This is a genomic window from Leclercia sp. UBA5076 (assembly GCF_002416465.1).
GTDB lineage: Bacteria > Pseudomonadota > Gammaproteobacteria > Enterobacterales > Enterobacteriaceae > Enterobacter.
The window spans coordinates 130,626-157,118 of sequence record NZ_DIAO01000014.1; the positions used below are offsets into that span (position 1 = coordinate 130,626).

General features: G+C 55.1%; 27 protein-coding genes. 11 read left to right on the forward strand and 16 right to left on the reverse strand.

Going from position 1 to position 26,493, the window contains the following annotated elements:
* Window positions 1-6 precede the first annotated feature (6 nt).
* The 4 genes from secD (at window position 7) to B3X29_RS14000 (ending at window position 4,039) form a co-directional block, all read left to right on the forward strand.
* Window positions 7-1,854 (forward strand): protein translocase subunit SecD, encoded by a 1,848-nt coding sequence (gene secD / locus B3X29_RS13985; protein WP_103178456.1) that lies wholly within the window; start codon window positions 7-9, stop codon window positions 1,852-1,854.
* Window positions 1,855-1,864: 10 nt separating this feature from the next.
* Window positions 1,865-2,836: a protein translocase subunit SecF gene (gene secF / locus B3X29_RS13990; protein ID WP_156653988.1), complete on the forward strand. Its 972-nt coding sequence runs from the start codon at window positions 1,865-1,867 to the stop codon at window positions 2,834-2,836.
* Window positions 2,837-2,978: 142 nt separating this feature from the next.
* Window positions 2,979-3,344, forward strand: a complete 366-nt coding sequence (locus tag B3X29_RS13995) for a VOC family protein (RefSeq protein ID WP_156653989.1) — start codon at window positions 2,979-2,981, stop codon at window positions 3,342-3,344.
* Between the two features lie 14 nt (window positions 3,345-3,358).
* Window positions 3,359-4,039, forward strand: coding sequence for a helix-turn-helix transcriptional regulator (locus tag B3X29_RS14000; RefSeq protein ID WP_156653990.1), 681 nt, complete (start codon window positions 3,359-3,361; stop codon window positions 4,037-4,039).
* Window positions 4,040-4,162: 123 nt separating this feature from the next.
* On the opposite strand, the gene B3X29_RS14005 is transcribed toward B3X29_RS14000, so the two are convergent.
* A complete protein-coding gene (locus B3X29_RS14005) occupies window positions 4,163-5,047 on the reverse strand; it encodes a nucleoside-specific channel-forming protein Tsx (protein WP_103178460.1) in 885 nt (294 codons plus the stop codon).
* A 261-nt stretch (window positions 5,048-5,308) separates the two neighbouring features.
* Entirely contained in the window at window positions 5,309-5,848 is a 540-nt protein-coding gene (locus B3X29_RS14010; RefSeq protein WP_103178461.1) for a DUF3251 domain-containing protein, read from the reverse strand.
* Window positions 5,849-6,001: 153 nt separating this feature from the next.
* On the opposite strand from B3X29_RS14010, the gene nrdR reads away from it, so the two are divergent.
* The 5 genes from nrdR to thiL all read left to right on the forward strand — a co-directional run bounded on the left by nrdR (window position 6,002) and on the right by thiL (window position 9,611).
* Window positions 6,002-6,451 (forward strand): transcriptional regulator NrdR, encoded by a 450-nt coding sequence (nrdR, locus tag B3X29_RS14015; protein ID WP_103178462.1) that lies wholly within the window; start codon window positions 6,002-6,004, stop codon window positions 6,449-6,451.
* A 4-nt stretch (window positions 6,452-6,455) separates the two neighbouring features.
* Entirely contained in the window at window positions 6,456-7,559 is a 1,104-nt protein-coding gene (ribD, locus tag B3X29_RS14020) for a bifunctional diaminohydroxyphosphoribosylaminopyrimidine deaminase/5-amino-6-(5-phosphoribosylamino)uracil reductase RibD (protein WP_159339709.1), read from the forward strand.
* A gap of 90 nt (window positions 7,560-7,649) precedes the next feature.
* On the forward strand, window positions 7,650-8,120 hold the full coding sequence (ribE, locus tag B3X29_RS14025; protein ID WP_039032362.1) for a 6,7-dimethyl-8-ribityllumazine synthase: 471 nt from the start codon (window positions 7,650-7,652) through the stop codon (window positions 8,118-8,120).
* Window positions 8,121-8,141: 21 nt separating this feature from the next.
* Entirely contained in the window at window positions 8,142-8,561 is a 420-nt protein-coding gene (gene nusB / locus B3X29_RS14030; RefSeq protein WP_032616814.1) for a transcription antitermination factor NusB, read from the forward strand.
* Window positions 8,562-8,639: 78 nt separating this feature from the next.
* Window positions 8,640-9,611, forward strand: coding sequence for a thiamine-phosphate kinase (gene thiL / locus B3X29_RS14035; protein ID WP_103178464.1), 972 nt, complete (start codon window positions 8,640-8,642; stop codon window positions 9,609-9,611).
* A 62-nt stretch (window positions 9,612-9,673) separates the two neighbouring features.
* Here the strand turns inward: thiL and B3X29_RS14040 are convergent, their stop codons facing one another.
* From B3X29_RS14040 to xseB, 4 genes are all read right to left on the reverse strand, one after another.
* Complete coding sequence (locus B3X29_RS14040) at window positions 9,674-10,648, reverse strand: aldo/keto reductase (protein ID WP_156653993.1); 975 nt, start codon at window positions 10,646-10,648, stop codon at window positions 9,674-9,676.
* A gap of 65 nt (window positions 10,649-10,713) precedes the next feature.
* Window positions 10,714-12,576, reverse strand: a complete 1,863-nt coding sequence (dxs, locus tag B3X29_RS14045; RefSeq protein WP_156653994.1) for a 1-deoxy-D-xylulose-5-phosphate synthase — start codon at window positions 12,574-12,576, stop codon at window positions 10,714-10,716.
* Between the two features lie 24 nt (window positions 12,577-12,600).
* On the reverse strand, window positions 12,601-13,500 hold the full coding sequence (ispA, locus tag B3X29_RS14050; RefSeq protein ID WP_103178467.1) for a (2E,6E)-farnesyl diphosphate synthase: 900 nt from the start codon (window positions 13,498-13,500) through the stop codon (window positions 12,601-12,603).
* The gene (gene xseB, locus B3X29_RS14055; RefSeq protein WP_032616819.1) at window positions 13,501-13,743 is read right to left on the reverse strand and encodes an exodeoxyribonuclease VII small subunit; all 243 of its coding nucleotides are present in this window, start codon (window positions 13,741-13,743) and stop codon (window positions 13,501-13,503) included.
* A gap of 193 nt (window positions 13,744-13,936) precedes the next feature.
* Between xseB and thiI the strand changes: the two genes are divergently transcribed.
* Complete coding sequence (gene thiI, locus B3X29_RS14060; RefSeq protein ID WP_159339710.1) at window positions 13,937-15,385, forward strand: tRNA uracil 4-sulfurtransferase ThiI; 1,449 nt, start codon at window positions 13,937-13,939, stop codon at window positions 15,383-15,385.
* 83 nt (window positions 15,386-15,468) lie between these two features.
* Here the strand turns inward: thiI and yajL are convergent, their stop codons facing one another.
* Complete coding sequence (gene yajL / locus B3X29_RS14065; protein WP_103178469.1) at window positions 15,469-16,062, reverse strand: protein deglycase YajL; 594 nt, start codon at window positions 16,060-16,062, stop codon at window positions 15,469-15,471.
* Complete coding sequence (gene panE / locus B3X29_RS14070) at window positions 16,025-16,936, reverse strand: 2-dehydropantoate 2-reductase (RefSeq protein ID WP_103178470.1); 912 nt, start codon at window positions 16,934-16,936, stop codon at window positions 16,025-16,027. Before panE ends, yajL begins: the two co-directional genes overlap by 38 nt.
* Before the next feature lie 129 nt (window positions 16,937-17,065).
* Between panE and B3X29_RS14075 the strand changes: the two genes are divergently transcribed.
* Window positions 17,066-17,557, forward strand: a complete 492-nt coding sequence (locus B3X29_RS14075) for a YajQ family cyclic di-GMP-binding protein (protein WP_103178471.1) — start codon at window positions 17,066-17,068, stop codon at window positions 17,555-17,557.
* Window positions 17,558-17,586: 29 nt separating this feature from the next.
* On the opposite strand, the gene B3X29_RS14080 is transcribed toward B3X29_RS14075, so the two are convergent.
* From B3X29_RS14080 to ampG, 8 genes are all read right to left on the reverse strand, one after another.
* Window positions 17,587-18,948 (reverse strand): MFS transporter, encoded by a 1,362-nt coding sequence (locus B3X29_RS14080; protein ID WP_103178472.1) that lies wholly within the window; start codon window positions 18,946-18,948, stop codon window positions 17,587-17,589.
* A gap of 226 nt (window positions 18,949-19,174) precedes the next feature.
* Window positions 19,175-19,507: a hypothetical protein gene (locus tag B3X29_RS14085; RefSeq protein ID WP_156653997.1), complete on the reverse strand. Its 333-nt coding sequence runs from the start codon at window positions 19,505-19,507 to the stop codon at window positions 19,175-19,177.
* A gap of 241 nt (window positions 19,508-19,748) precedes the next feature.
* Window positions 19,749-20,636 (reverse strand): heme o synthase, encoded by an 888-nt coding sequence (gene cyoE, locus B3X29_RS14090; protein ID WP_103178474.1) that lies wholly within the window; start codon window positions 20,634-20,636, stop codon window positions 19,749-19,751.
* 11 nt (window positions 20,637-20,647) lie between these two features.
* The gene (locus B3X29_RS14095) at window positions 20,648-20,974 is read right to left on the reverse strand and encodes a cytochrome o ubiquinol oxidase subunit IV (RefSeq protein WP_103178475.1); all 327 of its coding nucleotides are present in this window, start codon (window positions 20,972-20,974) and stop codon (window positions 20,648-20,650) included.
* Window positions 20,974-21,588 (reverse strand): cytochrome o ubiquinol oxidase subunit III, encoded by a 615-nt coding sequence (locus tag B3X29_RS14100; protein WP_103178476.1) that lies wholly within the window; start codon window positions 21,586-21,588, stop codon window positions 20,974-20,976. Before B3X29_RS14100 ends, B3X29_RS14095 begins: the two co-directional genes overlap by 1 nt.
* A complete protein-coding gene (gene cyoB, locus B3X29_RS14105; protein WP_156653998.1) occupies window positions 21,578-23,569 on the reverse strand; it encodes a cytochrome o ubiquinol oxidase subunit I in 1,992 nt (663 codons plus the stop codon). Before cyoB ends, B3X29_RS14100 begins: the two co-directional genes overlap by 11 nt.
* A 16-nt stretch (window positions 23,570-23,585) precedes the next feature.
* Complete coding sequence (gene cyoA / locus B3X29_RS14110; protein WP_103178478.1) at window positions 23,586-24,533, reverse strand: cytochrome o ubiquinol oxidase subunit II; 948 nt, start codon at window positions 24,531-24,533, stop codon at window positions 23,586-23,588.
* Window positions 24,534-25,010: 477 nt separating this feature from the next.
* A complete protein-coding gene (ampG, locus tag B3X29_RS14115; protein WP_159339711.1) occupies window positions 25,011-26,486 on the reverse strand; it encodes a muropeptide MFS transporter AmpG in 1,476 nt (491 codons plus the stop codon).
* Window positions 26,487-26,493 lie beyond the last annotated feature (7 nt).

The following is a 26,493-nucleotide window of genomic DNA, read 5'->3' on the forward strand; positions in this document are numbered from 1 at the left end:
ACTGCCGTGTTAAACCGTTATCCTTTGTGGAAGTACGTCATGCTGGTCGTCGTCATTGTCGTCGGCCTGCTGTATGCGCTTCCCAACCTGTATGGTGAGGATCCGGCTGTTCAAATCACTGGCGCGCGCGGTGTCGCCGCCAGTGAGCAAACGCTGATCCAGGTCCAGAAAACTTTACAAGAAGAAAAAATTACCGCTAAGTCTGTGGCACTGGAAGAGGGCGCAATTCTTGCTCGCTTCGACTCCACCGACACGCAGCTCCGCGCTCGTGAAGCGCTGATGGGCGTGATGGGTGATAAATATGTCGTGGCGTTGAACCTTGCTCCTGCAACTCCGCGTTGGTTAGCTGCTATCAACGCTGAGCCGATGAAACTCGGTCTCGACCTACGTGGCGGCGTTCACTTCCTGATGGAAGTGGATATGGAAACCGCACTCGGAAAACTTCAGGAACAAAACATTGATAGCCTGCGTAGCGATCTGCGTGATAAAGGCATCCCTTACACCACCGTGCGTAAGGAAGATAAATACGGGATGAGCATCACGTTTCGTGACAGCAACGCCCGCGACCAGGCGATGGATTATCTGACCCAGCGTCACCGCGATCTGGTGCTCTCTTCTCAGGGCAGCAACCAGTTGCGTGCGGTCATGACCGATGAACGTCTGAAAGAAGCGCGTGAATACGCGGTGCAGCAGAACATCAACATCCTGCGTAACCGTGTAAACCAGCTCGGCGTGGCTGAACCGCTGGTACAGCGTCAGGGTGCTGACCGTATCGTGGTTGAACTGCCGGGTATCCAGGATACCGCCCGTGCCAAAGAGATTCTCGGCGCAACCGCGACCCTGGAATTCCGTCTGGTGAACACCAACGTCGATCAGTCTGCTGTCGCATCTGGCCGCGTTCCGGGCGACTCTGAAGTGAAACAGACCCGTGAAGGTCAGCCGGTTGTGATGTACAAGCGTGTGATCCTGACCGGTGACCACATCACTGACTCCACCTCCAGCCAGGATGAGTACAACCAGCCGCAGGTTAACATCTCGCTTGATAGCGCAGGTGGTAACATCATGTCTAACTTCACTAAGGACAATATCGGTAAACCGATGGCGACCCTGTTCGTGGAGTACAAAGACAGCGGTAAAAAAGATGCCAACGGTCGTGCGGTTCTGGTGAAAGAGGAAGAGGTGATTAACATCGCCAATATCCAGTCTCGCCTGGGTAACAGCTTCCGTATCACCGGTATCAACAACCCGAACGAAGCCCGTCAGCTGTCGCTGCTGCTGCGTGCCGGTGCGCTGATTGCGCCAATTCAGATTGTTGAAGAGCGTACCATCGGTCCAACGCTGGGTATGCAGAACATCCAGCAGGGTCTGGAAGCGTGTCTGGCGGGTCTGGCGATCTCCATTATCTTCATGGTCTTCTTCTACAAGAAGTTTGGTCTGATTGCGACCTCTGCGCTGATTGCAAACCTGGTGCTGATTGTCGGCATTATGTCCCTGCTGCCGGGGGCAACGCTGACCATGCCAGGGATTGCAGGTATCGTCTTAACCCTTGCGGTGGCGGTTGACGCCAACGTACTGATAAATGAACGTATCAAAGAAGAGCTAAGCAACGGTCGCTCCATCCAACAGGCGATCGACGAAGGCTACCGGGGCGCGTTCAGCTCCATCTTCGATGCGAACGTAACAACACTGATTAAGGTTCTTATCCTGTATGCAGTGGGTACCGGCGCGATCAAGGGCTTTGCTATCACCACCGGTATTGGTGTGGCGACGTCAATGTTTACCGCTATTGTCGGCACCCGTGCCATCGTGAACCTGCTGTACGGCGGCAAGCGCGTTAAAAAGCTGTCTATCTGAGGAGTGCGTTGTGGCACAGGAATATACTGTTGAACAATTGAACTACGGCCGTAAAGTCTGGGACTTTATGCGCTGGGACTACTGGGCCTTTGGCATTTCGGGTCTGCTGTTGGTTCTGTCCATCGCCATCATGGGCGTAAAAGGCTTTAACTGGGGGCTCGATTTCACCGGCGGTACGGTGATTGAAATCACCCTGGAAAAACCGGTCGATATGGATCAGATGCGCGAGTCGCTGCAGAAGGCGGGCTTTGAAGAGCCGCTGCTGCAGAACTTCGGCAGCAGCCGTGACATCATGGTGCGCATGCCGCCAGTGAAGGATGCCAACGGCAGCCAGGAGCTGGGCAGCAAAGTCGTACAGGTGATTAACGAATCGACCAGCCAGAATGCGACGGTAAAACGTATTGAATTCGTTGGCCCAAGCGTGGGTGCAGATCTGGCCCAGACAGGTGCGATGGCACTGCTGGTGGCGCTGCTCTGTATCCTGACGTATGTCGGTTTCCGCTTCGAATGGCGTCTGGCTGCCGGGGTGGTTATCGCCCTGGCGCACGACGTGGTGATCACCATGGGCGTTCTGTCGCTGTTCCATATCGAGATTGACCTGACCATTGTGGCCTCGTTGATGTCGGTTATTGGCTACTCGCTGAACGACAGTATCGTGGTATCGGACCGTATCCGTGAAAACTTCCGTAAGATCCGTCGCGGTACGCCGTACGAAATCTTTAACGTGTCGTTGACCCAGACGCTGCATCGTACCTTGATCACCTCCGGGACCACCCTGATGGTGATCCTGATGCTCTATCTCTTCGGCGGTCCGATTCTGGAAGGCTTCTCGCTGACCATGCTGATCGGTGTCTCCATTGGTACAGCATCTTCTATCTATGTAGCGTCCGCGCTGGCGCTGAAGCTGGGCATGAAGCGCGAGCACCTGCTCCAGCAGAAAGTCGAGAAAGAAGGGGCGGATCAGCCGTCTATTCTGCCGTAAGGCCACGTTTATCGTGTTATCAAAATCCCGGTCTGTTGACCGGGATTTTTTTTGCCTGTTCCTGACAAACACTCCTGACAGTATGCTGTCAGGAGGCCTGTCGTAGACTCCTTCTGAACCCAAACAAGAGTCAGGAGGATGTATGAAAAGTGTGATTAACTGGTTTGAAATTCCGGTCGCAGATATGGATCGCGCCATCAAATTTTATGAGCCGGTAATGCAGGTTTCACTGAGGCGCGAGAAAATGGACTGCGCCGAGCTGGCGGTATTTCCGCATGAGGACCCGGCTACTGGCGGCGCGCTGGCAAAATTTGAGGGGATTATTCCCTCGGTGCAGGGAGCCATTATCTATCTGCATACTGACAATCTGACGGCCACGCTTGACCGCGTTGCCTCTGCCGGTGGCGAGTGCGTATTTGGCCCGCTGACGTTGCCGCGCGGTATTGGTACTATCGCTTTATTTACCGACAGCGAAGGTAATCGCGTCGGCCTTCATCAACCTGCCTGAGAGCCTAAGAAAAAATGACCCGACGCGCTGACCGTTTGTTTCAGATTGTGCAGATCCTGCGGGGAAGACGTCTGACAACGGCAGCGCATCTGGCGGAAAGAGTGGGCGTCTCTGAACGCACGGTCTACCGCGATATCCGCGATCTGTCGCTTTCCGGCGTGCCGGTGGAAGGCGAAGCGGGGAGCGGTTACCGGCTGATGTCGGGTTTTGACCTGCCACCGCTGATGCTCACCAACAAGGAGTCGGAGGCGCTGATGGTGGCGATCCGCCTGCTCAAAACCTGGGGCGGGGAGTCGCTGTCGCGCGAACTGGAGTCGGCCCAGGAGAAAGTGCTGGCGATCCTGCCGGAAGAGAGCCGTCGCAAGGCAGAGCAGACGCGGATCTACGCCCCGGATATTGCCATGCAGCACCACTCCCGCAGCGGGTTTGATCTTATTCATCAGGCGATATCCAGCCAGCGGGTGCTGGCGCTGCATTATCGTGATGAAGCCGGGCAGCTCTCTTCTCGCGAAGTGCAGCCGCTGGGGTTGTTCTTCTGGGGAGAGCACTGGTTGCTGGCGGCGTGGTGCGAGCGACGTGATGACTATCGTTGCTTCCGGCTCGACAGGTGTCTGAATATCACCATGACGGAGAGACGCTTTAGCGAAAGCGCGAACAGGTCGCTGGCCGATTTTTTACGGAAGGTGAAGCAATAAAAAAGCCAGCTTTTAAGCAGGCTTTTTTGCCGGGTGGCGGCTGCGCCTTACCCGGCCTACGGTTTGTGCCGTTAACATGTTTTGTAGGCCGGGTAAGCGAAGCGCCACCCGGCACAAATCATCTTAGAAATTGTAACCCACAACCAGGTAACCACCCCAGCCGGTAGAACGAACGCTGAAGTCACCGTCGCCGAAGTTCAGGCTTGCGTCGTCGTTCCACTGACCACCGTTGTGCCAGTAACGGGCAACAACAGAGTAGTGCCAGTGATCGTAGTTCAGCGCCAGGATGTGGCTGGAGGCGATAGAGTCGTTGGTGCGCGCCTTCTTCCCGTTCAGGTCACGGAAATCGTTGTCGCCCAGATCAGAACCCCAGTCAAAGTTGGTGAAGCCGATATAGCTCAGGTTACCGCCCCACAGCTGGGTGATTGGCACGAAGTATTTCACTTTGAAACGGTAGCCATCCCACTCGTTTTCGTTCGCTGCGCCGTAGTTCTGCCACTGATATTTGGCATAGACGTTCATGGAGAGGCTCATCGGCAGACCGGTGTCGATGTCAGTACCCAGACCCATGTACCAGGTGCTCTGACGGCCAGACTTGTTGCGACCCATGTCGTAGATGTAGTTGTTCGCGAAGTACCACTCTTTGAACGGACCAAACGCCAGGCTGGTGCCGGTCAGCTTGTCGATGGAGAAGCGCGGTTCGATCTCCATGAACAGTGGGGAACCGTGGTTCCAGATACCTTTTGCATCCGTGTTACCACCGAAGAATACCGGCGCATCCATGTAACCATAGAAATCAAACCACTCTTTCTTGGCAAACGCTTCGTATTCCAGGTAAGTATCGTTGCGGATCTGCGGTCCAAAACGGGTGTGATAGCTGCCGACGACGTTAACGCTCTGGTGCCACCAGTCGGAGACGTACTCTGGTTTATCGTTTTCCGCTGCCTGCACAGAGAACGTAGAAGAGAGCGCCAGGAGTGCACCGGCTGCGAGTAATGTTTTTTTCATAATAATGCCACTGATTTGAAATCCCTTGCGGGCGTGAAAAAGGCGCGAATTGCGTTTCTAAATATTTCGTGTTTCTGGGGGCCTATTATAGGAATCCTTGCTCACAAAAATATGTGTTGTTTCACAGATCTCTCACATACGTAATCGATTGCGTTCACGTTTGCGTATTTTTAACGGAGCGGATTGTAATAGCAAACATTTCTGTTGCCAATGTTTGTAACCAAAGAAGGGAGCGGAACGTGAACACGTTCCGCAGGGGGATTATTGCGCGACGGGCTGAATATCGTGGATGCGGATAAAGCCGAGCTGATCGGGCGTCATGCCGTTTAGCTGCAGCGGGATGTCAACATCGCTGGGTGCCAGCACACTGGCCGGAGCATTAATGAGCTGGGTCTGAACGTTCAGCTCCTGGAAGCTGTCGGTCGTGCCCTGAATCTGGCCCCACTCTACGGTGGCGCTAAATGCCGGCAGCGGATCGTTGGATTCGCCCTGGATGCGCAGCGTGGCCCGGGTGCCATCGGCATTAGGCGCAACATTCATCAGCGACATACGCAGCGTGCCGATCTGGCTGTTCAGCCGGGCAGGGGTGTTTGACCCTGGCAGCAGATAGACGCCGCTGGTCGATTTGGCGTTCAGCGCATTCTGCTGGGTGATTTTGACGGTTTCCTGGTTCAGCTTGTTCATGGTTGTGTTCAGCGAACTGATGCTCTGGTTCATCTGACGAACTTCGCTTTGCTGCGCGCAGGCGCTAAGGCTAAAGAGGCTTCCCACCAGCAGGATCCTCAGGTAACGTCTTGTCATGGCACTTATTTCCCTGAAATATCGGATTCTGCTAAGGGTAGTCAACGATGCAGGCGTTCGTATAGATCCTTTATCTCAAAAACGCTCCTTCTTTGTTGTGGAGCCAGTTCGGGGTAAAATAGAGTTCAGTTAACCCGATAGTCAGGACACCGTATGCATTGCCCATTCTGTCTCGCCGTGGATACCAAAGTAATCGACTCCCGACTCGTGGGAGAGGGCTCGTCCGTACGCCGCCGTCGGCAGTGCCTGGTGTGTAACGAACGTTTCACGACTTTTGAAGTGGCTGAGCTGGTGATGCCGCGTGTGGTGAAAAGTAACGACATCCGCGAACCGTTCAACGAAGAAAAACTGCGCAGCGGGATGCTCAAGGCACTGGAAAAACGGCCAGTGAGCGCAGACGACGTTGAAATGGCGCTTAATCACATCAAAACCCAGCTGCGCGCCACCGGCGAACGCGAAGTGCCAAGTAAAATGATCGGTAACCTGGTGATGGAGCAGCTCAAAAAGCTCGATAAAGTTGCCTATATCCGCTTTGCTTCCGTGTATCGCAGTTTCGAAGATATCAAAGAGTTCGGCGAAGAGATCGCCCGCCTACAGGATTAAGCCCATGCTGGATGAGATTTACATGGCGCGAGCGCTCAAGCTGGCGCAACGCGGGCGTTTTACCACCCATCCCAATCCAAATGTCGGCTGCGTCATTGTGAAGGATGGCGAGATCGTCGGGGAGGGTTTTCACTACCGTGCCGGGGAGCCCCATGCCGAAGTGCATGCCCTGCGCATGGCCGGCGAGAAGGCGCGGGGCGCAACCGCCTACGTCACGCTGGAGCCTTGTAGCCATCATGGCCGAACCCCGCCCTGCTGCGATGCCCTGATTACCGCTGGCGTTTCACGGGTTGTGGCGGCGATGCAGGACCCTAATCCGCAGGTAGCCGGGCGCGGTCTGTACCGCCTTCAGGAGGCTGGGATTGAGGTCAGTCACGGCCTGATGATGAGTGAAGCCGAACGCCTGAATAAAGGTTTTCTCAAGCGGATGCGGACCGGTTTCCCTTACGTGCAGTTGAAACTTGGCGCGTCGCTGGATGGCCGCACGGCAATGGCCAGCGGTGAAAGCCAGTGGATCACCTCCCCACAGGCAAGGCGCGATGTGCAACGTCTGCGCGCGCAAAGCCATGCTATTCTCACCACGCATGCCACCGTGCTGGCCGACGATCCTGCGCTGACCGTGCGCTGGGATGAGTTAAACGCGGATACTCAGGCACTCTACCCGCAAGAGAATTTACGCCAGCCGCTGCGGATTGTGGTCGACCGGCAGAATCTTGTTACCCCTGAGCACCGCATTGTGCAGCAGCCAGGCGAGACCTGGTTTGCCCGCACCCAGGAAGATGACCGCAGCTGGCCGGAAGGCGTGCGCACCATTCTGGTGCCGGAGCATAAAGGACATCTCGATTTAGTGGTGCTGATGATGCTGTTGGGCAAACAGCAGATCAACAGCATCTGGGTCGAAGCTGGCCCGACGCTCGCCGGGGCGCTGTTGCAGGCGGGGCTGGTGGATGAGCTGATCGTCTATCTTGCGCCTAAACTGTTAGGCAACGACGCGCGCGGCCTGTGCGCCTTGCCAGGGCTGGAAAAACTGGCGGATGCACCGGCATTTAGCTTCAGCGAAATACGTCCGGTAGGGCCGGATGTCTGTCTTCACCTGACCACCGCGTAAGGCTTGCCTAAATAGGGAAGCAGTGCGCAAAATATTATGATAAAATCCGCCCCCCTGCGGGGCCACCAAATGAACCCGTTAAGGAAGAGTATGAACATTATTGAAGCAGCCGTTGCTACCCCGGACGCTCGCGTCGCCATCACCATTGCGCGTTTCAACAACTTCATCAATGACAGCCTGCTGGATGGCGCGATTGACGCCCTGAAACGTATCGGCCAGGTGAAAGACGAAAACATTACCGTTGTCTGGGTTCCGGGTGCTTACGAACTGCCACTGGCAGCGGGCGCACTGGCGAAAACCGGCAAATACGATGCGGTAATCGCACTGGGTACGGTGATTCGTGGCGGTACCGCGCACTTTGAATATGTTGCGGGTGGCGCAAGCAACGGTCTGGCGCACGTGGCGCAGGATGCAGAAATTCCTGTCGCGTTCGGCGTACTCACCACTGAAAGTATTGAACAAGCCATCGAACGTGCTGGCACCAAAGCCGGTAACAAAGGTGCAGAAGCTGCACTGACCGCGCTTGAAATGATCAATGTATTGAAAGCCATCAAGGCCTGATTTTTTTGTAAGGGGAATTCCGTGAAACCTGCTGCTCGTCGCCGCGCCCGTGAATGTGCCGTTCAGGCACTTTACTCCTGGCAGTTGTCCCAGAACGACATCGCTGATGTTGAATACCAGTTCCTGGCGGAACAAGACGTCAAAGACGTTGACGTCGTGTACTTCCGTGAACTGCTGTCGGGAGTGGCGACTAATAGCGCGTATCTCGACGGTCTGATGAAGCCGTACCTCTCCCGTCTGCTCGAAGAGCTGGGTCAGGTTGAAAAAGCGGTGCTGCGTATCGCACTGTTTGAGTTGTCTAAACGTGACGATGTGCCTTACAAAGTGGCCATCAACGAAGCGATCGAACTGGCGAAAACCTTCGGTGCTGAAGACAGCCACAAATTTGTGAATGGCGTGCTGGACAAAGCTGCACCTGCGATCCGTCCCCGTAAAAAGTGATCCGCAAGCCGGAGTGTCGTACTGCCTTTGGGTGGTGCGGGCTCCGGTTTTTTTATTTTCTTTGCTGAGGCATAACGTATGGCATGCGGCGAATTTTCCCTGATTGCCCGTTATTTTGACCGAGTCAGAAGCTCGCGTCGCGATGTGGAAACCGGCATCGGCGACGACTGTGCACTTCTCAATATTCCCGAAAAACAGACGCTGGCGATCAGCACCGACACCCTGGTGTGCGGTAACCATTTCCTGCCGGATATTGATCCTGCCGATCTGGCGTACAAAGCGCTGGCGGTAAACGTGAGCGATCTGGCGGCAATGGGGGCCGATCCCGCGTGGTTAACCCTGGCGCTGACCCTGCCAGAGGTCGATGAAAGCTGGCTCGAGGCCTTCAGCGATGCGCTGTTTGAGCAGCTTAACTACTACGATATGCAGCTGATCGGCGGCGACACGACTGCCGGGCCGCTGTCGATGACTCTGGCGATCCACGGTTACGTACCAGCAGGCCGCGCGCTGAAACGCGCTGGCGCGAAGCCGGGCGACTGGATTTATGTCACCGGTACGCCGGGTGACAGCGCGGCCGGGCTGGCGATTTTGCAGAAGCGCCTGATGGTGGAAAACGCCGATGACGCGGCCTATTTCGTGCAGCGCCATCTGCGCCCGACGCCGCGTATTCTGCACGGTCAGGCGCTGCGCGATCGCGCCAGTTCAGCTATCGATCTCTCCGATGGCCTGATCTCCGATCTCGGCCACATTCTGAAAGCCAGCGGCGTGGGCGCGCGGATCGACCTCGATCACTTCCCGCTCTCTGAGGCGATGCGCAGGCATGTGGAGCCAGAGCAGGCGCTGCGTTGGGCGCTCTCCGGCGGGGAAGATTACGAGCTGTGCTTTACCGTACCCGAGCTGAACCGCGGCACGCTGGATGTGGCGTTAGCCAATCTGGGGGCAGGGTTTACCTGTATCGGCCAGATTATGCCGGAGAGCGAAGGGCTGCAATTTGTGCAGAACGGCGAGCCGGTGACGCTCGACTGGAAAGGTTACGACCACTTCGCATAGTTCTGTGCGGCTTGTATTGCCGGGTGGCGCTGCGCTTACCCGGCCTACAAATGCGTTCACATCTATTTAAACCCCACCACCGGATGCTCCTTGTACGGCGTCTCCAGCTCGGCAATCTGCTCCGGCGTCAGAGTGATGTCCACGGCGTTGATCAGCTCATCCAGCTGCTCTTCCCGCGAGGCACCGATAATCGGTGCGGCTACGCCCCGTTTGCTCAGCACCCATGCCAGCGCCACCTGAGCGCGCGTCACGCCAAGATCCTCGGCAACGCCCGTTAAGCGCTCGGCGATTTGCGCGTTGTTGGCCTCGGTTTCGTCATACAGCGTTTTGCCAAACTCGTCGGACACCGAGCGGGCAGTGGTTTCGCCCCACGGACGGGTTAAACGCCCGCGCGCCAGCGGACTCCACGGGATCACCGCCACGCCATGCTGGTAGCAGAGGGGCAGCATCTCCCGCTCCTCTTCGCGGTAGATAAGATTGTAGTGATCCTGCATGGTGACGAACGGTGCCCAGCCGTGCTGTTCCTGTAATGCCAGCGCGTCGGCAAACTGCGCGGCATGCATCGACGACGCGCCGATATAGCGCGCCTTACCTGCTCTGACCACGTCATTCAGCGCTTCCAGCGTCTCTTCAATCGGGGTGTTGTAATCCCAGCGGTGGATCTGCAGGAGATCGACATACTCCATATTCAGGCGGCGCAGGCTGTCATCAATGGAGCGCAGGATCTGCGCCCGGGAGAGGCCTTCCGGCAGATCGCCTACCTGATGGTAAACCTTGGTGGCGACCACTACCTCCTCGCGGCGGGCAAAATCGCGCAGCGCCCGGCCAACAATCTCTTCGCTGCTGCCGTCGGAGTAGCTGTTGGCGGTATCAAAGAAGTTAATGCCGCCTTCGAGGGCGTGTTTGATGATCGGACGGCTGCTCTCTTCCGGCAGCGTCCAGGCGTGTTTACCCCGGTCCGGTTCGCCAAAGGTCATGCAGCCCAGGCAAAGACGGGAAACCTTAAGATCCGTTTTTCCTAATGTATTGTATTGCATGGTTCCACTCCTGCTGTTTGCTTAAAACGTACCGTTAAGCATAGCAGGAGCGGAAAGGGGAGGGATTACGCCAGCCAGGCGGCGATGCGCGCTTCGATACCTGCGGCATCCAGGCCGATGTCGGCGCGCGCTTCGTCCTGGGTACCCTGCGGAATAAAGTGATCCGGCAGGCCGAGGTTCAGAACAGGCACAACTTTACGCTTCGCCATCAGCACTTCGTTCACGCCGCTGCCCGCGCCGCCCATAATCGCATTCTCTTCGAGCGTGATCAGCGCTTCGTGCTCAGATGCCATCTCCAGGATCAGCGCCTCATCGAGCGGCTTCACAAAGCGCATATCCACCAGCGTCGCGTTAAGAGATTCCGCCACTTTTGCCGCTTCCGGCATCAGCGTACCGAAATTGAGGATCGCCAGCTTTTCACCGCGACGCTTAACCACGCCTTTACCAATCGGCAGTTTTGCCAGCGGCTCAAGGGTAACGCCAACCGCGTTACCGCGCGGATAACGCACGGCCGTTGGGCCATCCTGATAGTGATAGCCGGTGAACAGCATCTGACGACATTCGTTCTCGTCGCTCGGGGTCATCACCACCATATCCGGGATACAACGCAGATAGGAGAGATCGAACGCCCCCTGGTGCGTCTGGCCGTCGGCACCGACAATACCCGCGCGGTCAATGGCAAACAGCACCGGCAGTTTCTGGATCGCGACGTCGTGGATCACCTGATCGTAGGCGCGCTGCAGGAAGGTAGAGTAGATCGCCACCACCGGTTTGTAGCCGCCAATCGCCAGGCCCGCGGCAAAGGTCACCGCATGCTGCTCAGCGATGGCGACATCAAAATACTGGGTCGGGTATTTGCGGGAGAACTCGACCATCCCGGAGCCTTCGCGCATCGCCGGGGTCACGGCCATCAGCTTGCCGTCTTTGGCGGCGGTTTCACACAGCCAGTCACCGAAGATTTTTGAGTAGCTCGGCATGCCGCCGCTGCTTTTTGGCAGGCAGCCGCTGGTCGGATCGAATTTAGGTACCGCGTGGAAGGTGATGGGATCTTTTTCCGCCGGTTCATAGCCACGACCTTTTTTGGTCATGATATGCAGGAATTGCGGGCCTTTCAGGTCACGCATATTTTTCAGGGTGCTGACCAGGCCCAGAACGTCGTGACCATCCACCGGGCCGATGTAGTTAAAGCCCAGCTCTTCAAACAGCGTGCCGGGAACCACCATCCCTTTGATGTGCTCTTCGGTGCGACGCAGCAGCTCTTTAATGGGCGGCACGCCGGAGAGCACTTTTTTGCCGCCTTCACGCAGGGTGGAGTAGAGCTTGCCGGAGAGTAGATTCGCCAGGTGATTGTTCAGCGCCCCGACATTTTCAGAAATCGACATCTCGTTGTCGTTGAGGACAACCAGCATGTCTGGCTTGATATCACCCGCGTGATTCATCGCTTCAAAGGCCATCCCGGCGGTGATCGCGCCATCGCCAATGACGCAGACGGTGCGGCGCTGTTTGTTCTCTTTAGCCGCCGCGACCGCTACCCCGATCCCGGCAGAAATCGAGGTGGAGGAGTGGCCGACGCTCAACACGTCGTACTCGCTTTCGCCCCGCCACGGGAACGGATGCAGGCCGCCTTTCTGGCGAATGGTGTCAATTTTATCGCGGCGGCCGGTAAGAATTTTGTGCGGATAAGCCTGATGGCCTACATCCCAGATCAGCTGATCGAACGGGGTGTTGTAGACATAATGCAGCGCCACGGTGAGTTCCACCGTGCCAAGCCCGGAGGCGAAATGGCCGCTGGAGCGGCTTACGCTGTCGAGCAGATAGCGACGCAGCTCGTCGCACAGCTTCGGCAGGCTCTCTTTCGGCAACAGACGTAACTCCTGGGTGGAGTCAACCAACGCCAGTGTCGGGTATTTGGCAATATCAAAACTCATCAGAGACTCATCGTGGTGTTTTCGTTATTTATCACGCTGGATTATATAGTCCGCTAGCGCTTCCAGTGCCGAGGTGTCCAGTGACTGCGCAGCCAGTTGATTCAGCGACTGGCGGGCGTCATCAATCAGGTCCCGGGCTTTTTGTCGGGCTTGCTCAAGGCCCAGAAGGGCGGGATAGGTACTTTTGCCAAGCTGCTGATCGGCACCCTGACGTTTACCCAATGTTGCAGTATCGCCCACGACATCCAGAATGTCATCCTGAACCTGGAACGCTAAACCGATACTCTCTGCATAGCGATCCAGAATCGGCAGGGCTTCGCGTCCCCGCTCACCCGCGCTCAGCGCCCCCAGACGAACGGCGGCGCGAATCAATGCCCCGGTCTTGTGACGATGAATGCGCTCCAGCTGTTCCAGATTAACCTGACGGCCTTCTGCCTCCAGATCCAGCGCCTGGCCGCCGCACATACCGGCAACCCCGCTGGCCCTCGCCAGCTCAGAAACCATCGCCAGCCGGTCGCGATCCGCCACTTCCACCATCGGTGCATCGCTCAGGATCGAAAACGCCAGCGTTTGCAGGGCATCGCCAGCCAGAATGGCATTAGCTTCGCCAAACTTAATATGGCAGGTCGGTTGGCCGCGGCGCAGATCGTCGTCGTCCATTGCCGGGAGATCGTCATGGATCAGCGAATAGGCATGAACACATTCGACCGCAGCGGCCGGGGCATCCAGCGTATCCAGGCTGATACCGAACATTCTGCCAGTGGCATAGACCAGAAAAGGACGCAGGCGCTTACCGCCTAACAGTGCGCCATAATGCATGGCCTCAACCAGTGGAGTGTTCTGAAAAGGCTGCGGTTCTATAAAACGGCGCAGTGCGTCGTTAGCACGCTCGACACACGCCTGAAGCTGGTTCGAAAAATCCATCTACTCGGCATCCGGGGTGAAGGGGGTGGTGGCTGCGTCTTCGTTATCGGAGAGCAGGATCTGCACGCGCTGTTCCGCCTGTTGCAGCTTTACCTGGCCCTGGCGCGCCAGCTGCACACCGCGTTCGAATTCATTAAGCGCCTCTTCTAACGGCAGGTCGCCGCTTTCCAGACGGGTAACGATTTGCTCCAGTTCACTCAGCGCAGTTTCGAAACTGGCAGGTGCATCGTTTTTCTTCGGCATAGTGAATGTCTGACTCTCAGTTTTTTATCCCTGATATGGTATCGGACTCAGGGTAATTATCAAATAACGCGCAATGTGCACAGGAGGCGCCTGATGGTGGTATACTTGCGCGCCTGGAAGCAGCCTTCGGTTAAAGGGGCTGCTGTACTTTTCCATTACAAGCTTAAATGCTTGCCAAAGAAACATTGCCGCCATGAAGTTTATCATTAAATTGTTCCCGGAAATCACCATCAAAAGCCAATCTGTGCGTTTGCGCTTTATTAAAATTTTAACCGGGAACATTCGTAACGTTCTGAAGCACTACGACGAGACGCTGGCCGTTGTGCGTCACTGGGATCATGTTGAAGTCCGCGCTAAAGATGAAAACAAGCGCCTGGACATTCGTGATGCCTTAACCCGCATCCCGGGGATCCACCATATTCTGGAAGTGGAAGATGTTCCGTTCACTTCCCTGCACGACATCTTCGAAAAAGCGCTGGCGCAGTATCGCGATCAGATCGAAGGCAAAACTTTCTGCGTGCGCGCCAAGCGTCGCGGTAAACATGAGTTTAGCTCGATTGAAGTAGAACGTTACGTGGGCGGCGGTCTGAATCAGCACGTTGAATCTGCGCGCGTGCGTCTGACCAACCCGGAAGTGACCGTGCATCTGGAAATCGAAAACGACCGTCTGCTGCTGATTAAAGGCCGCTATGAAGGGATTGGCGGTTTCCCTATTGGTACTCAGGAAGATGTGCTGTCGATGATCTCCGGCGGTTTCGACTCCGGTGTCTCCAGCTATATGCTGATGCGTCGCGGCTGCCGCGTACACTACTGCTTCTTTAACCTTGGCGGCGCTGCCCATGAAATTGGCGTGCGTCAGGTTGCGCACTATCTCTGGAACCGCTTCGGCAGCTCCCACCGCGTCCGTTTTGTTGCCATTAACTTTGAACCTGTGGTGGGTGAAATCCTCGAAAAAGTGGACGACGGCCAGATGGGCGTGGTGCTGAAGCGTATGATGGTGCGTGCGGCCTCAAAAGTCGCTGAACGCTATGGCGTACAGGCGCTGGTGACCGGCGAAGCGCTGGGCCAGGTCTCCAGCCAGACTCTGACCAACCTGCGTCTTATCGACAATGTCTCCGACACGCTGATCCTGCGTCCGCTGATCTCTCACGACAAAGAGCACATCATCGATCTGGCGCGTGAGATCGGCACCGAAGACTTTGCCCGCACCATGCCAGAATACTGCGGCGTGATCTCAAAGAGCCCGACGGTCAAAGCGGTGAAGGCGAAGATCGAAGCGGAAGAGGAGAACTTCGACTTCTCCATTCTTGATAAAGTGGTGGAGGAAGCCTCTAACATCGATATCCGCGAAATCGCCCAGCAGACCGAGCAGGACGTCGTCGAAGTGGAGACCGTTAACGGTTTCGGCCCGGATGACATACTGCTGGATATCCGCTCCGTTGATGAGCAGGATGCGAAGCCGTTTGAGCCGGAGGGAGTAGAAGTGGCCTCACTGCCGTTCTACAAGCTGAGCACCAAATTTGGCGATCTCGATAAGAGCAAAACCTATCTGCTGTGGTGCGAGCGCGGGGTGATGAGCCGTCTGCAGGCGCTCTATCTGCGCGAGCAGGGCTTTACCAATGTGAAGGTGTATCGCCCGTAGTGGTTGTGCCGGGTGGCGGCTACGCCTTACCCGGCCTGGTCGTGCTTTGTAGGCCCGGCAAGCGTAGCGCCGCCGGGCAATTTCTACGCTTCGTAATAATTATAAATTCCCGCCGCCATCACCAGCGATGAGGCCACTTCATACGCTTTTTCGCGCCCAACCAGCAGCTCAATAATCTTCAACGCAAAATCAATCGAGGTTCCTGGCCCCTGGCTGGTGAGCAGGTTGACGCGCGGATCCCAGACCATACGCTTATCCACCCATTGCTCTTCGGGGATCTTATCCTTCAGCGTCGGGAAACCGGTCATGTTGCCGATCGGGAAGATATTGTGCGGAACCAGCACCGTGGCCGCCGCCGCGCAAATAGCCGCGACGATCCGCCCGGAATGGTGGAACTGCCTGACCGTCTCGACCAGCAGCGGGCTGTCGCGGAAGCACTCGGCGCCTTTCAGGCCACCCGGCAGGACGATAACGTCGTAATCACCGTCGGCGACTTCCACCAGCGGTGCATCTGCCACGATTTTCACCCCACGGGAGCAGGTGATGACCAGGTTGCCATCGCTGGCGACACTTGCCGTTGTGACGCTAATCCCGGCGCGAACCAGCAGATCGATGGTGGTGACCGCTTCGGTCTCTTCGCTACCAGGGGCGAGGCATACCAGTGCCGACGCGCTCATACTCACTCTCCTTACGTTTAACCTGTTCATACAGCCGGACATTTTCTGGCACGCTGATACCGTGTGCCCGGGCGCGTTTTAGCAGGTAACCGGTAATATAGTCAATTTCAGTATGGCGCAGAGCGCGGATATCCTGCAGCATCGAGGAGATATTCTGCGCCGTACTCTCAATGACCTCTTCGACGTAATAGCGAATATCATCCACTGAGGTGTGAATGCCTTCCCGCTCCACCACGGCAGCCACCTCAGCGCACAGGGTTGCCACCTCCTCAGGGTGATGTTTAAGCTCGCCGTTCGGGCAATCCAGCAGGGCAGTCAGCGGATTGATCACGCAGTTTACCGCCAGCTTGTGCCACATCTGTGGACGAATGTTATCGTGCCAGGCGACATCCGGCAGCACCTGCTGAAAGCGATCCGCCAGATAGCTGTAGTCACCCTCCTGGTCACGTGCTGGGCCGATATGGGTCATGCCGCTGGCGACATGAACAATTACATTGCCATCCCGGCGGGCGGCATGGGTGGTGATTGCCATCAGCAGTGGCTGGTGGACGTGTCTGAGCTCTTCAATGGTGCCCATGCCGTTGTGTAGCAACATGATTGGGGAGGCGCGGGGGAGGGGGGTTGCCAGCGCCCGGACGGCATCGGAAACCTGCCAGGCTTTCAGGGTGACCAGTAGCAGATCGCTTTGCGCCAGAAAGTCAGGGTCGTTAGCGATCAGCGATTCGTTAAAGATACTTCCGTCTTCTTCAATTACGTTTACACTGCAATAGGGCTGTGGCACGCGCAGCCAGCCCTGTACTTCATGCCCATGTTTGCAAAGTGCGGTGAGCCAAAGTTGTCCCAATGCTCCGCATCCGAGCACGGTAATTTTCATCGTTCCTCCTCACCTGCAACTGCACCAGGTGTTTCAACATTTAGTATAGCGTCGACAACTAAGCTTCTGTTGAGTTATGCCCCGTAGCGGGTATTATGCAACGCAACAAAAGTGAAGGGAGAAGAAAAGATGCCATCTTTCGATATTGTTTCCGAAGTTGATATCCAGGAAGTACGTAACGGCGTAGACAACGCCAGCCGCGAGGTTGAGTCTCGCTTCGATTTTCGTGGCGTTGAGGCTTCATTTGAGCTGAATGACGCGAATAAGACAATTAAGGTGTTGAGCGAGTCTGACTTTCAGGTGAATCAGCTGCTCGATATTCTGCGCGCAAAACTGCTGAAGCGCGGCATCGAGGGGACATCCCTGGATGTGCCAGAAGATTTTGTTCACAGCGGTAAAACCTGGTTTGTTGAGGCCAAACTGAAGCAGGGCATTGAGAGCGCGGTTCAGAAGAAGATCGTTAAGCTCATCAAAGATAGCAAGCTGAAGGTACAGGCGCAGATTCAGGGCGAAGAGATTCGTGTAACCGGGAAATCCCGCGACGATCTGCAGAGCGTGATGGCGCTGGTACGCGGCGGCGATCTCGGCCAGCCGTTCCAGTTCAAGAACTTCCGCGATTAAGAAAATGCCCGGCTAAGCCGGGCATTTTTTCAGGCTTTCAGGGCCTGTTCAACTTCAAAGCGGTTTGTCACTTTACTGTCGATTTTGACATACAAACTGCGCTCCTCAGGTACCAGTAATACCTCACTGACTCCCTCTTTGGCTTCAAGGCGCTGTTTTAAGGCATCGCTGATATTCACATCAGACGGAATTTCCACCCGCAGGCTACTGACATACTTCGGTTCTTTCATGGTGCTGGCGACCAGTAGCCAGAGGGTTGCCAGCAGCGCACCCGCGAGGAAAACGGTTTGCGAATCAAACAGGCCATCAACCCAGCCGCCCAATGACCCGCCGATTGCCACGCCGATAAACTGGCTGGTGGAGTAGATCCCCATTGCCGTGCCTTTATAGCCTGCCGGCGACTCTTTACTGATCAAGGACGGCAGCAGGGCTTCCATCAGGTTGAACGCAAGGAAGAACAGCTGCACCCCGGCAACCAGCTCCCAGAAGTGCGGGCCTGAGCCCCACAACACAATTTCCGCAATCAACAACAGAGCGACGCAGGTGATGAAGACGCGCTTCATCCGGCGCTTCACTTCGGCATAAATAATAAATGGCACCACGGAGACAAACGAGATGAGCATGGTCACCAGGTAGATTTTCCAGTGCTCGGCCGCAGGAAAACCCGCTGCGGCAAGCTGGCCGGGCAGGGCGACGAAGGTAGACATCAACAAAATGTGCAGGCACATAATGCCAAAGTTGAGCTTCAGCAGGCGCGGCTCAACCAGTACTTTGCTGAAGCAGCCTTTCACCATTCCAGACTCGCGGTTCAGCACATGATTTTTGCTGTCCGGCACTACCCATATCGTCAGGGCGATACCCAGCGTCGCCAGCACGGCAATCATCCAGAACAAGGCGTGTAACCCAAGTGCATGCGTGATAATCGGACCCAGTACCATGGCGATGGCGAAGGTCACGCCGAAGCTGACGCCAATAAAGGCCATCGCTTTGGTGCGGTTCTGTTCACGGGTCAGATCGGAAAGCAGCGCCATCACGGCGGCGGCAATGGCACCGGAGCCCTGCAACGCGCGACCGAGAATAATGCCCCAGATAGAGTGGGAGAGGGCGGCAATCACGCTACCGGCGACAAACACCAGCAGCCCGCCGACGATTAACGGTTTACGGCCGACGCGATCGGAAAGCAGGCCAAAGGGGATCTGAAATATGGCCTGCGCCAGGCCATAAATGCCGATGGCAAGGCCAATCAGCGCCTCACTTGCGCCCTGTAACGCCATACCGTATGTCGTCAGGACCGGCAGGACCATGAACATGCCGAGCATGCGCAGTGAAAAAACTGTCCCCAACCCCCAGGTCGCGCGTAGCTCGCCTGGCGTCATTTTATAATCGTTCATTACCACCTCTGTCTAAAAAGCGCGTCCAGTGTAGTGCGAGCGAGCGTGCGGGTAAACAGAGCGATGGTGAGCAAATATAAATTACATGAATGATCTGTGCTATTAAGTAGAAAACAGGGTAAACGAAAGGGGAGGGGATAGGGTGTTTGCTGGATTCGGCGACTTACGTTAATTAATGATGAACCAGAAACAGGTTGAATAACCTGTTTCTGCAGCGTTACCTATTTTACGCGTTGGCTTTTGCGAGGAAATTATTCCAGTCGCTGGCCGCGTTATTAACGAAGGTTGACCAGCTATTTCCTGCTGTTGAGACAAAACCGTTCCAGTTATTTGAACCGGTATCAACAAAAGTTTGCCAGTTAGAATTTCCCAGTACGAATGAGCCAAAAGCGATAGCGCTGTCTACCACGAAGTCAGCAAAGGCGGCACCTGCGGTGCCAACGAAAGAGCCAAAGCCGACCCCGGAGTTACAGACAAACTGGGTGAAGCCGGTCGCAGCACCGAACAGATTAAAACCACCTGAGACATAGTGCATTTCATTCAGTGATAATTCTTTCACTTTTATTTCCTTATTAAATGAAAAAGAAGGTGAGCTAAATACTCACGGCGAGAGAGTACCATCAGATAATAACAATGCGACAGTCAAAATGTAGCGAAAGGAGTTATATGTTCTTTTTTTAGCTTGATTAATATATTAAGGTGATCTGTCGTGCTGAAATAATTAATTTTTGATATGACATTAAAAAAACAGCCCGCGACCATTACGGTGGCGGGCTGTTGAGTGACGCTGTCAGGCAAGCTTACCAGACGTAAGTCAGCAGGCTATGTGAGTCCGGGACCATAAAATCTACAGACATCATGACGCTCAGCGCGGTAATAGCGATGATCGAGAAGCCGAACAGCTTACGCGCCCAGACTTTATCATCTTCAACTTTATAACCGCGCAGCGCCATGCCGAGCCACCAGACGCTGACCGCTGCAGCCACCACCAGATATTTATATCCGGCGTAACCGCCCAGTGAAAGCATCAGCGTAGCCACCGCAAAAGCGATGATGTAGAGGGTGATATGGTTCTTGGCGACAGAGATGCCTTTCACCACCGGCAGGACCGGGATGTTCGCTGCCTGATAATCCTTAAAGCGGAAAATCGCAATGGCGTAGGAGTGCGGCATCTGCCACAGGCTAAAGATAGCCAGCAGGATGAGCGCACCGCTGTCGAACTCGTTGGTGACTGCGCAGTAGCCAATCACCGGCGGCGCAGCGCCGGAGAGAGAACCAATCAACGTACCGTAGACGGAGTGACGCTTCATATACAGGCTGTAGACGCCCACATAAACCACGAAACCCATTACCCCCAGCCAGCAGGCCAGAGGGTTGGCACCGAACCACAGCAGCATAAAGCCAGCAATACCCAGCAAGGTGGCGTACACCAGCGAGACGGCAGGAGACATCAGGCCTTTTACCAGCACCCGATTTTTCGTCCTTTCCATCTTCCTGTCGATATCCATGTCGATGTAGTTGTTAAATACACAACCGGACGCAACCACCAGTGACACCCCAATCAGCGTGGAGATAAAGAGGGCGTAATCGATGCTGCCTTTAGAAGCCAGCAGGAACCCTCCGATCACCGAGATCAGGTTGCCAAAGATGATGCCTGGTTTTGTTACTTGCAGGTATTGCTTAAACATACTCGCCGCTCTTAGTGAACCATCATGTTGTAGTTGAGGTTCCACATAATCCAGATGGATCCGACTACCAGGATTGCGATGATAATCACGGTAAAGATGAATGCTGTCATATTCCAGCCTTCATCAGACTTGGTGTTCATGTGCAGGAAGCAAACCAGATGCACCAGAATCTGCACTACCGCGGTAACCAGGATGGTACCCAGAATTGCCGCGTGAGAAGCAGTACCGCTCATCACCATCCAGAACGGAATGACCGTCAGGATGATCGACAGGATAAACCCTGTCATGTAGGTCTTTACGCTGCCGTGGGAAGCGCCATGATCGTTAGAATGACTCATTACATCGCCCCCATCAGATAGACTACAGAGAACACACAGATCCAAACCACATCCAGGAAGTGCCAGAACAGGCTCAGGCACATAATACGGGTGCGGTTAGTGCTGGTCAGGCCGCGACGGGAAATCTGGAACATCAGCACTGCCATCCAGATCAGACCGGAAGTCACGTGCAGACCGTGGGTACCGACCAGCGCGAAGAACGCTGACAGGAAGCCACTGCGATCCGGGCCGAAGCCTTCCATGATCAGGTGATGGAATTCATAGATTTCCATCCCGATAAATCCAGCACCAAACAACCAGGTCAACGCCAGCCAGGAGACAACCTGGCTCTTGTTGTTTTTGTACATGGCGATAGCCGCCATGCCGTAGGTGATGGAGCTGAACAGCAGCAGGGCAGTTTCAACCAGAACGAACGGCAGCTCAAAAATGTCCTTACCGGTCGGGCCGCCCGCTGTGCCGTTCACCAGAACGGCATAGGTCGCGAACAGACAGCAGAACAGAATGCAGTCGCTCATCAGGTAGATCCAGAAGCCGAAAACTTTCGTCGGCCCTGTATCGTGGTGCGCGTGGTCATGCGCGTGGGCAGTTGAGTGCGTCAAAGTATCAGTTGCCATTTTTCAGCCCCGCTTTAGAAATCTCATCGAAATGCTGGTTTTCCAGTTTTTCGACTTCACGGACTGGTACGTAGTAGTCCACGTCCTCGTCAAAGCTCTTCACAATCCAGCTAATTACGACGCCGGCAAAGCCAACAATCGCCAACCACCAGATGTGCCAGATCATTGCGAAACCAAATACCGTAGTGAATGCGGCGATGACAATGCCCGCACCGCTGTTTTTCGGCATGTGGATCTCTTCGTAATGCGTAGGTTGCTTGTACGCTTCGCCTTTTTCTTTCATTTCCCAGAATGCGTCACGCTCATGAATGTGCGGCACAACGGCAAAGTTATAGAACGGCGGTGGAGAAGAGGTCGCCCACTCCAGCGTACGGCCACCCCATGGGTCACCGGTCAGGTCGCGGTTCAGGTTACGGTCACGGATAGAGACGTAGTACTGAATCAGCTGACATGCGATACCGCAGGCAATCAGCGCCGCGCCGCCCGCTGCAATCAGCAGCATTGGGTGGAACTGCGGATCGATCTGCTGGCTCAGACGACGGGTCATACCCATGAAGCCCAGCACGTACAGCGGCATAAACGCCACGAAGAAGCCGATAATCCAGAACCAGAACGCGCGTTTACCCCAGGTTTCGTTCAGCGTGAAGCCGAACGCTTTTGGCCACCAGTAGGTTACGCCAGCGAAGCAGCCGAAGACGACGCCGCCGATGATAACGTTGTGGAAGTGCGCGATCAGGAACAGGCTGTTGTGCAGAACGAAGTCAGCACCTGGAACAGCCAGCAGTACACCGGTCATCCCACCGACGGAGAAGGTCACGATGAAGCCGATGGTCCACAGCATTGCTGAGTGGAACTGGATACGGCCCTGGTACATGGTGAACAGCCAGTTGAAGATCTTAACCCCGGTAGGGATTGCGATAATCATGGTCGTAATACCGAAGAAGGCGTTTACGTTCGCGCCCGCACCCATGGTGAAGAAGTGGTGCAGCCAGACGATGAACGACAGAACGGTAATACATACGGTTGCCCACACCAGCGAGGTGTAACCAAACAGACGTTTACGCGAGAAGGTCGCCGCGATTTCGGAGAAGACACCGAACACCGGCAGAACCAGGATGTACACTTCCGGGTGACCCCAGGCCCAAATCAGGTTGATGTACATCATCATGTTGCCACCCATATCGTTGGTAAAGAAATGGGTACCCAGATAGCGATCCAGGGTCAGCAGCGCGATGGTGACGGTCAGAATTGGGAAAGAGGCGATAATCAGGACGTTGGCGCACAGAGATGCCCAGGTAAATACCGGCATCTTGAACATCGTCATGCCTGGGGCACGCATCTTCAGGATGGTCACGAAGAAGTTAATACCGGTCAGGGTAGTACCGATACCGGAGAGCTGCAGCGCCCAAATCCAGTAGTCAACACCTACGCCAGGACTGTATTCAATTCCCGATAGCGGCGGATAGGCCAGCCAACCGGTCTGCGCGAACTCACCCACGCCCAGAGAGAGGTTAACCAGAATCACACCGACAACCGTGAACCAGAAGCTCAGGTTGTTCAGGAACGGGAACGCAACGTCGCGCGCACCGATCTGCAGCGGCACAACTACGTTCATCAGACCGATAACCAGCGGCATCGCCACGAAGAAGATCATGATAACGCCGTGGGCGGTAAAGATCTGATCGTAGTGGTGCGGTGGCAGGAAGCCTGCTTCACCCGCCGAGGCGAGCGCCTGCTGGCTACGCATCATGATCGCATCCGCAAAGCCACGAATTAACATGACGATACCGACGATGCAGTACATGATGCCGAGTTTTTTGTGGTCAACCGAAGTCAGCCACTCATTCCACAGGTAGCTCCACTTACCGAAGTAAGTGATCAGGCCAACTAAGGCCGCGCCACCAATGATAATTGCAGCAATCGTAACCATGATAATGGGTTCATGGTACGGCACTGCATCCAGTGTCAATTTTCCGAACATTTTCTTCCTCGGCCCCTTAGTGAGCGGTTTCCGCGTGGCTCATGTCCATGCCTTCCATACCTTCGTGCGAGGTGTGCTCGCCTTCAGGCTGGGTCACGTCCATGCTCTTGCCATGTCCCATAAATTTGCCAATGACATCTTTGAACAAATTCGGTTTCACGTTAGAGAAGTACTCCACTTTGTTGTATTCGCTAGGCGTTGCCACTTTTTCGAACGCAGCCATGTCAGACATGGTGTTCGGGGACTGTTTCGCTTTAGCGACCCACTGGTCGAAAGCGGCACGGTCAGGTGTGGCAATGGCTTTGAACTTCATACCAGAGAAGCCCGGACCACTGTAGCTGGCGGAGATACCGTCATAGGTGCCTGCTTCGTTGGCAATCAGGTGCAGGTTAGTCTGCATACCGGCCATCGCGTAAATCTGGCTGCCCAGACGCGGAATAAAGAAGGAGTTCATCACGGAGTTAGAGGTCACTTTGAACTCTACCGGAGTGTTCGCCGGGAAGGCGATTTCATTCACGGTAGCAATGCCCTGTTCCGGGTAGATGAAGAACCATTTCCAGTCCATGGAGACCACTTCAATGGTGATAGGTTTCTCATCGTGAACCAGCGGTTTGCTCGGCTCGAGCGAGTGAGTGGTTTTCCAGGTCAGCACGGCAAGGAACAGGATGATCAGGATAGGCACCGTCCAGACCACAGCTTCCACTTTATTGGAGTGTGACCAGTTAGGGCTATACTTCGCATCTTTGTTGCTCGCACGATACTTCCAGGCAAAACCAATAGCCATCAAAATGGCAGGAATAACGACGATCATCATCAGGCCGAAAGCCGTCAGAATCAGGGAACGTTGTTCCAGTCCAATCTGTCCTTTGGGGTCCAGAAGCGCAGAATCACAGCCACTGAGTAATACAGTGCCTGCAATTAACGACAACCAGCCCAAACCTTTATTGTATTTCCTAAGTGTCATTTAACGACCTCAATTCCACGGGGACCTTGGTGGCGTTTAAAGTGTGGGGGCATTTTACGGGAAGGTTACATTACTGTAAACATGATTAGGACTGTGTCAGTAACGTGTTACCGGGTTCTGCCAGATAAGTCACACATGTTGCAAAGTATAGCCAATCCTGGACAGGAGTCCCGCCATTCGCGGCTTATAACGAATCCAGTCCTGTCGGGAGGGGAAAGGGGGTAATTGGTATAACCATTGCGAAAAAGACACAAATAATTAACAAATAATTTTCAATAAAAAGACAATTAAAAAACGGAAAATTAATCTTTCGGTTGCTGAATCGGTTAAAGGAAAATAGGGTTTATTACCGCTTCCAATAATTTCCGGAATTCTAAGAAGCACGAAACAACAAATATTATTTTGACCGGGACAGATTTATTCGCCGTTATAATTTCACAAGGTGATTACAACGGCAAATAACCGTTTTTTATCATTTTACGCCGTTTGGGTTTTACGCATGGCCAGATAATCGAGAAGCGCACCGGTTACGATCCCGACCATCGCCAGTAGCGCACCCACATCAAGCAGCAGCAGGGTAAACGGCAGATCGAGCGTGGTTGTGGCATTCACGATCGCCGCGACAAGCCACAGCGCCAGCATCAGAGATCCCGCAAGTAAGATTCTTAAGGCGAAGCGATAGGCGGACGAGTAGAGCGTTCTTTCCATAAAGTGTTCGGTTTGCTGGGTATATTCCAGCGAACGGCGGCATAGTAATAACAGGAGCAGCCCAGGAATGGCTGCAAACACAGAGAACAGATAGAACTCCGCCCAGCCGTGCGTTTCAACAAACCAGCCCGCGATAGGGCCAACATAGACCCGACCCACCGCAGAGAGGGCCGAGAGCAGGGCGAACTGCGTGGCGGAGAACGATTTATTGCACAAGGTCATCAGCAGCGCGACAAACGCGGCTGTCCCCATCCCACCACACAGATTCTCGAAGAACACCGCCGTCGCCATGCTGAGCATATGCTTATCGGTGATGGAGAGCAGCCAGTACCCGGCGTTTGAAACCCCCTGCAGAATGCCGAAAATCAGCAGGGCACGGAACAGGCTTAAGCGCTGCATCAGCACGCCGCCGTAGAGCGCGCCGATAATGGTGGCAATCAGCCCCAGCGTTTTGTTAACGACCCCCACTTCACCAGCATCGAAGCCCACACCACGTATCAGGAAGGTGGTGGTCAGGCTCATCGCAAACGCATCGCCAAGTTTGTACAACACAATCAACAGCAGAATGAGCCAGGCGTTGTTACGGCCAAAAAAGTCGCGCAACGGTTCAGCCACAGCCTGCTCAAGGGAGCGGGGGACCGGAATCACATCGCTCGGTTCCGGAGCAAGAATTGTGGCGATCATGCAGGGAATAAGCAGGATGGCCATCAGCCAGTACATTCCCTGCCAGCCGAGGTATCTGTCCGCCAGCCACAGGGCCAGCCCGCCTGAGACCAGCATGCCCAGACGGTAACCCAGCACGCTGATGGCGGCCCCGGCGCCGCGCTCTTCGGCTGAAAGCACGTCCGTTTTCCAGGCATCAAAAACGATATCCTGCGACGCAGAGCAAAACGCGATCACTACTGCCAGCGCAGCCATCCAGCGCAGCTGTGACGCAGGCTCAAGAAAGCCCATGGCGGCAATCGCCAGCAGCAGCATCGCCTGGGTCATCAGCAACCAGCCACGACGTCTGCCGAGGAAAGGCGGCGTGTAGCGGTCCATCATGGGTGACCATAAAAACTTAAAGACATAGGCCTGACCGACCAGCGAGAAGAAGCCGATGGTTTTAAGATCGATATTTTCGACGGTCATCCACGCCTGTAGCGTGCCGGATGTCAGGGCAAGGGGTAAACCGGAGGCAAAACCGAGGATCAGCAAGATAGCTGATTTAGGCTGCCGGAAAATGCGTAAGTAGTGACTGGACATGAGGTAA

Excerpts from the sequence above, each read along its gene's own strand:
- yajL (WP_103178469.1), bottom strand. The coding sequence starts at position 16,062 with ATGAGCGCGTCGGCACTGGTATGCCTCGCCCCTGGTAGCGAAGAGACC.
- thiL (WP_103178464.1), top strand. The coding sequence starts at position 8,640 with ATGGCATGCGGCGAATTTTCCCTGATTGCCCGTTATTTTGACCGAGTC.
- ampG (WP_159339711.1), bottom strand. The coding sequence starts at position 26,486 with ATGTCCAGTCACTACTTACGCATTTTCCGGCAGCCTAAATCAGCTATC.
- nrdR (WP_103178462.1), top strand. The coding sequence starts at position 6,002 with ATGCATTGCCCATTCTGTCTCGCCGTGGATACCAAAGTAATCGACTCC.
- ribE (WP_039032362.1), top strand. The coding sequence starts at position 7,650 with ATGAACATTATTGAAGCAGCCGTTGCTACCCCGGACGCTCGCGTCGCC.
- B3X29_RS14095 (WP_103178475.1), bottom strand. The coding sequence starts at position 20,974 with ATGAGTCATTCTAACGATCATGGCGCTTCCCACGGCAGCGTAAAGACC.
- B3X29_RS14010 (WP_103178461.1), bottom strand. The coding sequence starts at position 5,848 with ATGACAAGACGTTACCTGAGGATCCTGCTGGTGGGAAGCCTCTTTAGC.
- cyoE (WP_103178474.1), bottom strand. The coding sequence starts at position 20,636 with ATGTTTAAGCAATACCTGCAAGTAACAAAACCAGGCATCATCTTTGGC.
- B3X29_RS14075 (WP_103178471.1), top strand. The coding sequence starts at position 17,066 with ATGCCATCTTTCGATATTGTTTCCGAAGTTGATATCCAGGAAGTACGT.
- cyoB (WP_156653998.1), bottom strand. The coding sequence starts at position 23,569 with ATGTTCGGAAAATTGACACTGGATGCAGTGCCGTACCATGAACCCATT.
- panE (WP_103178470.1), bottom strand. The coding sequence starts at position 16,936 with ATGAAAATTACCGTGCTCGGATGCGGAGCATTGGGACAACTTTGGCTC.
- xseB (WP_032616819.1), bottom strand. The coding sequence starts at position 13,743 with ATGCCGAAGAAAAACGATGCACCTGCCAGTTTCGAAACTGCGCTGAGT.
- ribD (WP_159339709.1), top strand. The coding sequence starts at position 6,456 with ATGCTGGATGAGATTTACATGGCGCGAGCGCTCAAGCTGGCGCAACGC.
- B3X29_RS14005 (WP_103178460.1), bottom strand. The coding sequence starts at position 5,047 with ATGAAAAAAACATTACTCGCAGCCGGTGCACTCCTGGCGCTCTCTTCT.
- thiI (WP_159339710.1), top strand. The coding sequence starts at position 13,937 with ATGAAGTTTATCATTAAATTGTTCCCGGAAATCACCATCAAAAGCCAA.
- B3X29_RS14040 (WP_156653993.1), bottom strand. The coding sequence starts at position 10,648 with ATGCAATACAATACATTAGGAAAAACGGATCTTAAGGTTTCCCGTCTT.
- dxs (WP_156653994.1), bottom strand. The coding sequence starts at position 12,576 with ATGAGTTTTGATATTGCCAAATACCCGACACTGGCGTTGGTTGACTCC.
- cyoA (WP_103178478.1), bottom strand. The coding sequence starts at position 24,533 with ATGACACTTAGGAAATACAATAAAGGTTTGGGCTGGTTGTCGTTAATT.
- B3X29_RS14000 (WP_156653990.1), top strand. The coding sequence starts at position 3,359 with ATGACCCGACGCGCTGACCGTTTGTTTCAGATTGTGCAGATCCTGCGG.
- B3X29_RS14100 (WP_103178476.1), bottom strand. The coding sequence starts at position 21,588 with ATGGCAACTGATACTTTGACGCACTCAACTGCCCACGCGCATGACCAC.
- B3X29_RS13995 (WP_156653989.1), top strand. The coding sequence starts at position 2,979 with ATGAAAAGTGTGATTAACTGGTTTGAAATTCCGGTCGCAGATATGGAT.
- ispA (WP_103178467.1), bottom strand. The coding sequence starts at position 13,500 with ATGGATTTTTCGAACCAGCTTCAGGCGTGTGTCGAGCGTGCTAACGAC.
- B3X29_RS14080 (WP_103178472.1), bottom strand. The coding sequence starts at position 18,948 with ATGAACGATTATAAAATGACGCCAGGCGAGCTACGCGCGACCTGGGGG.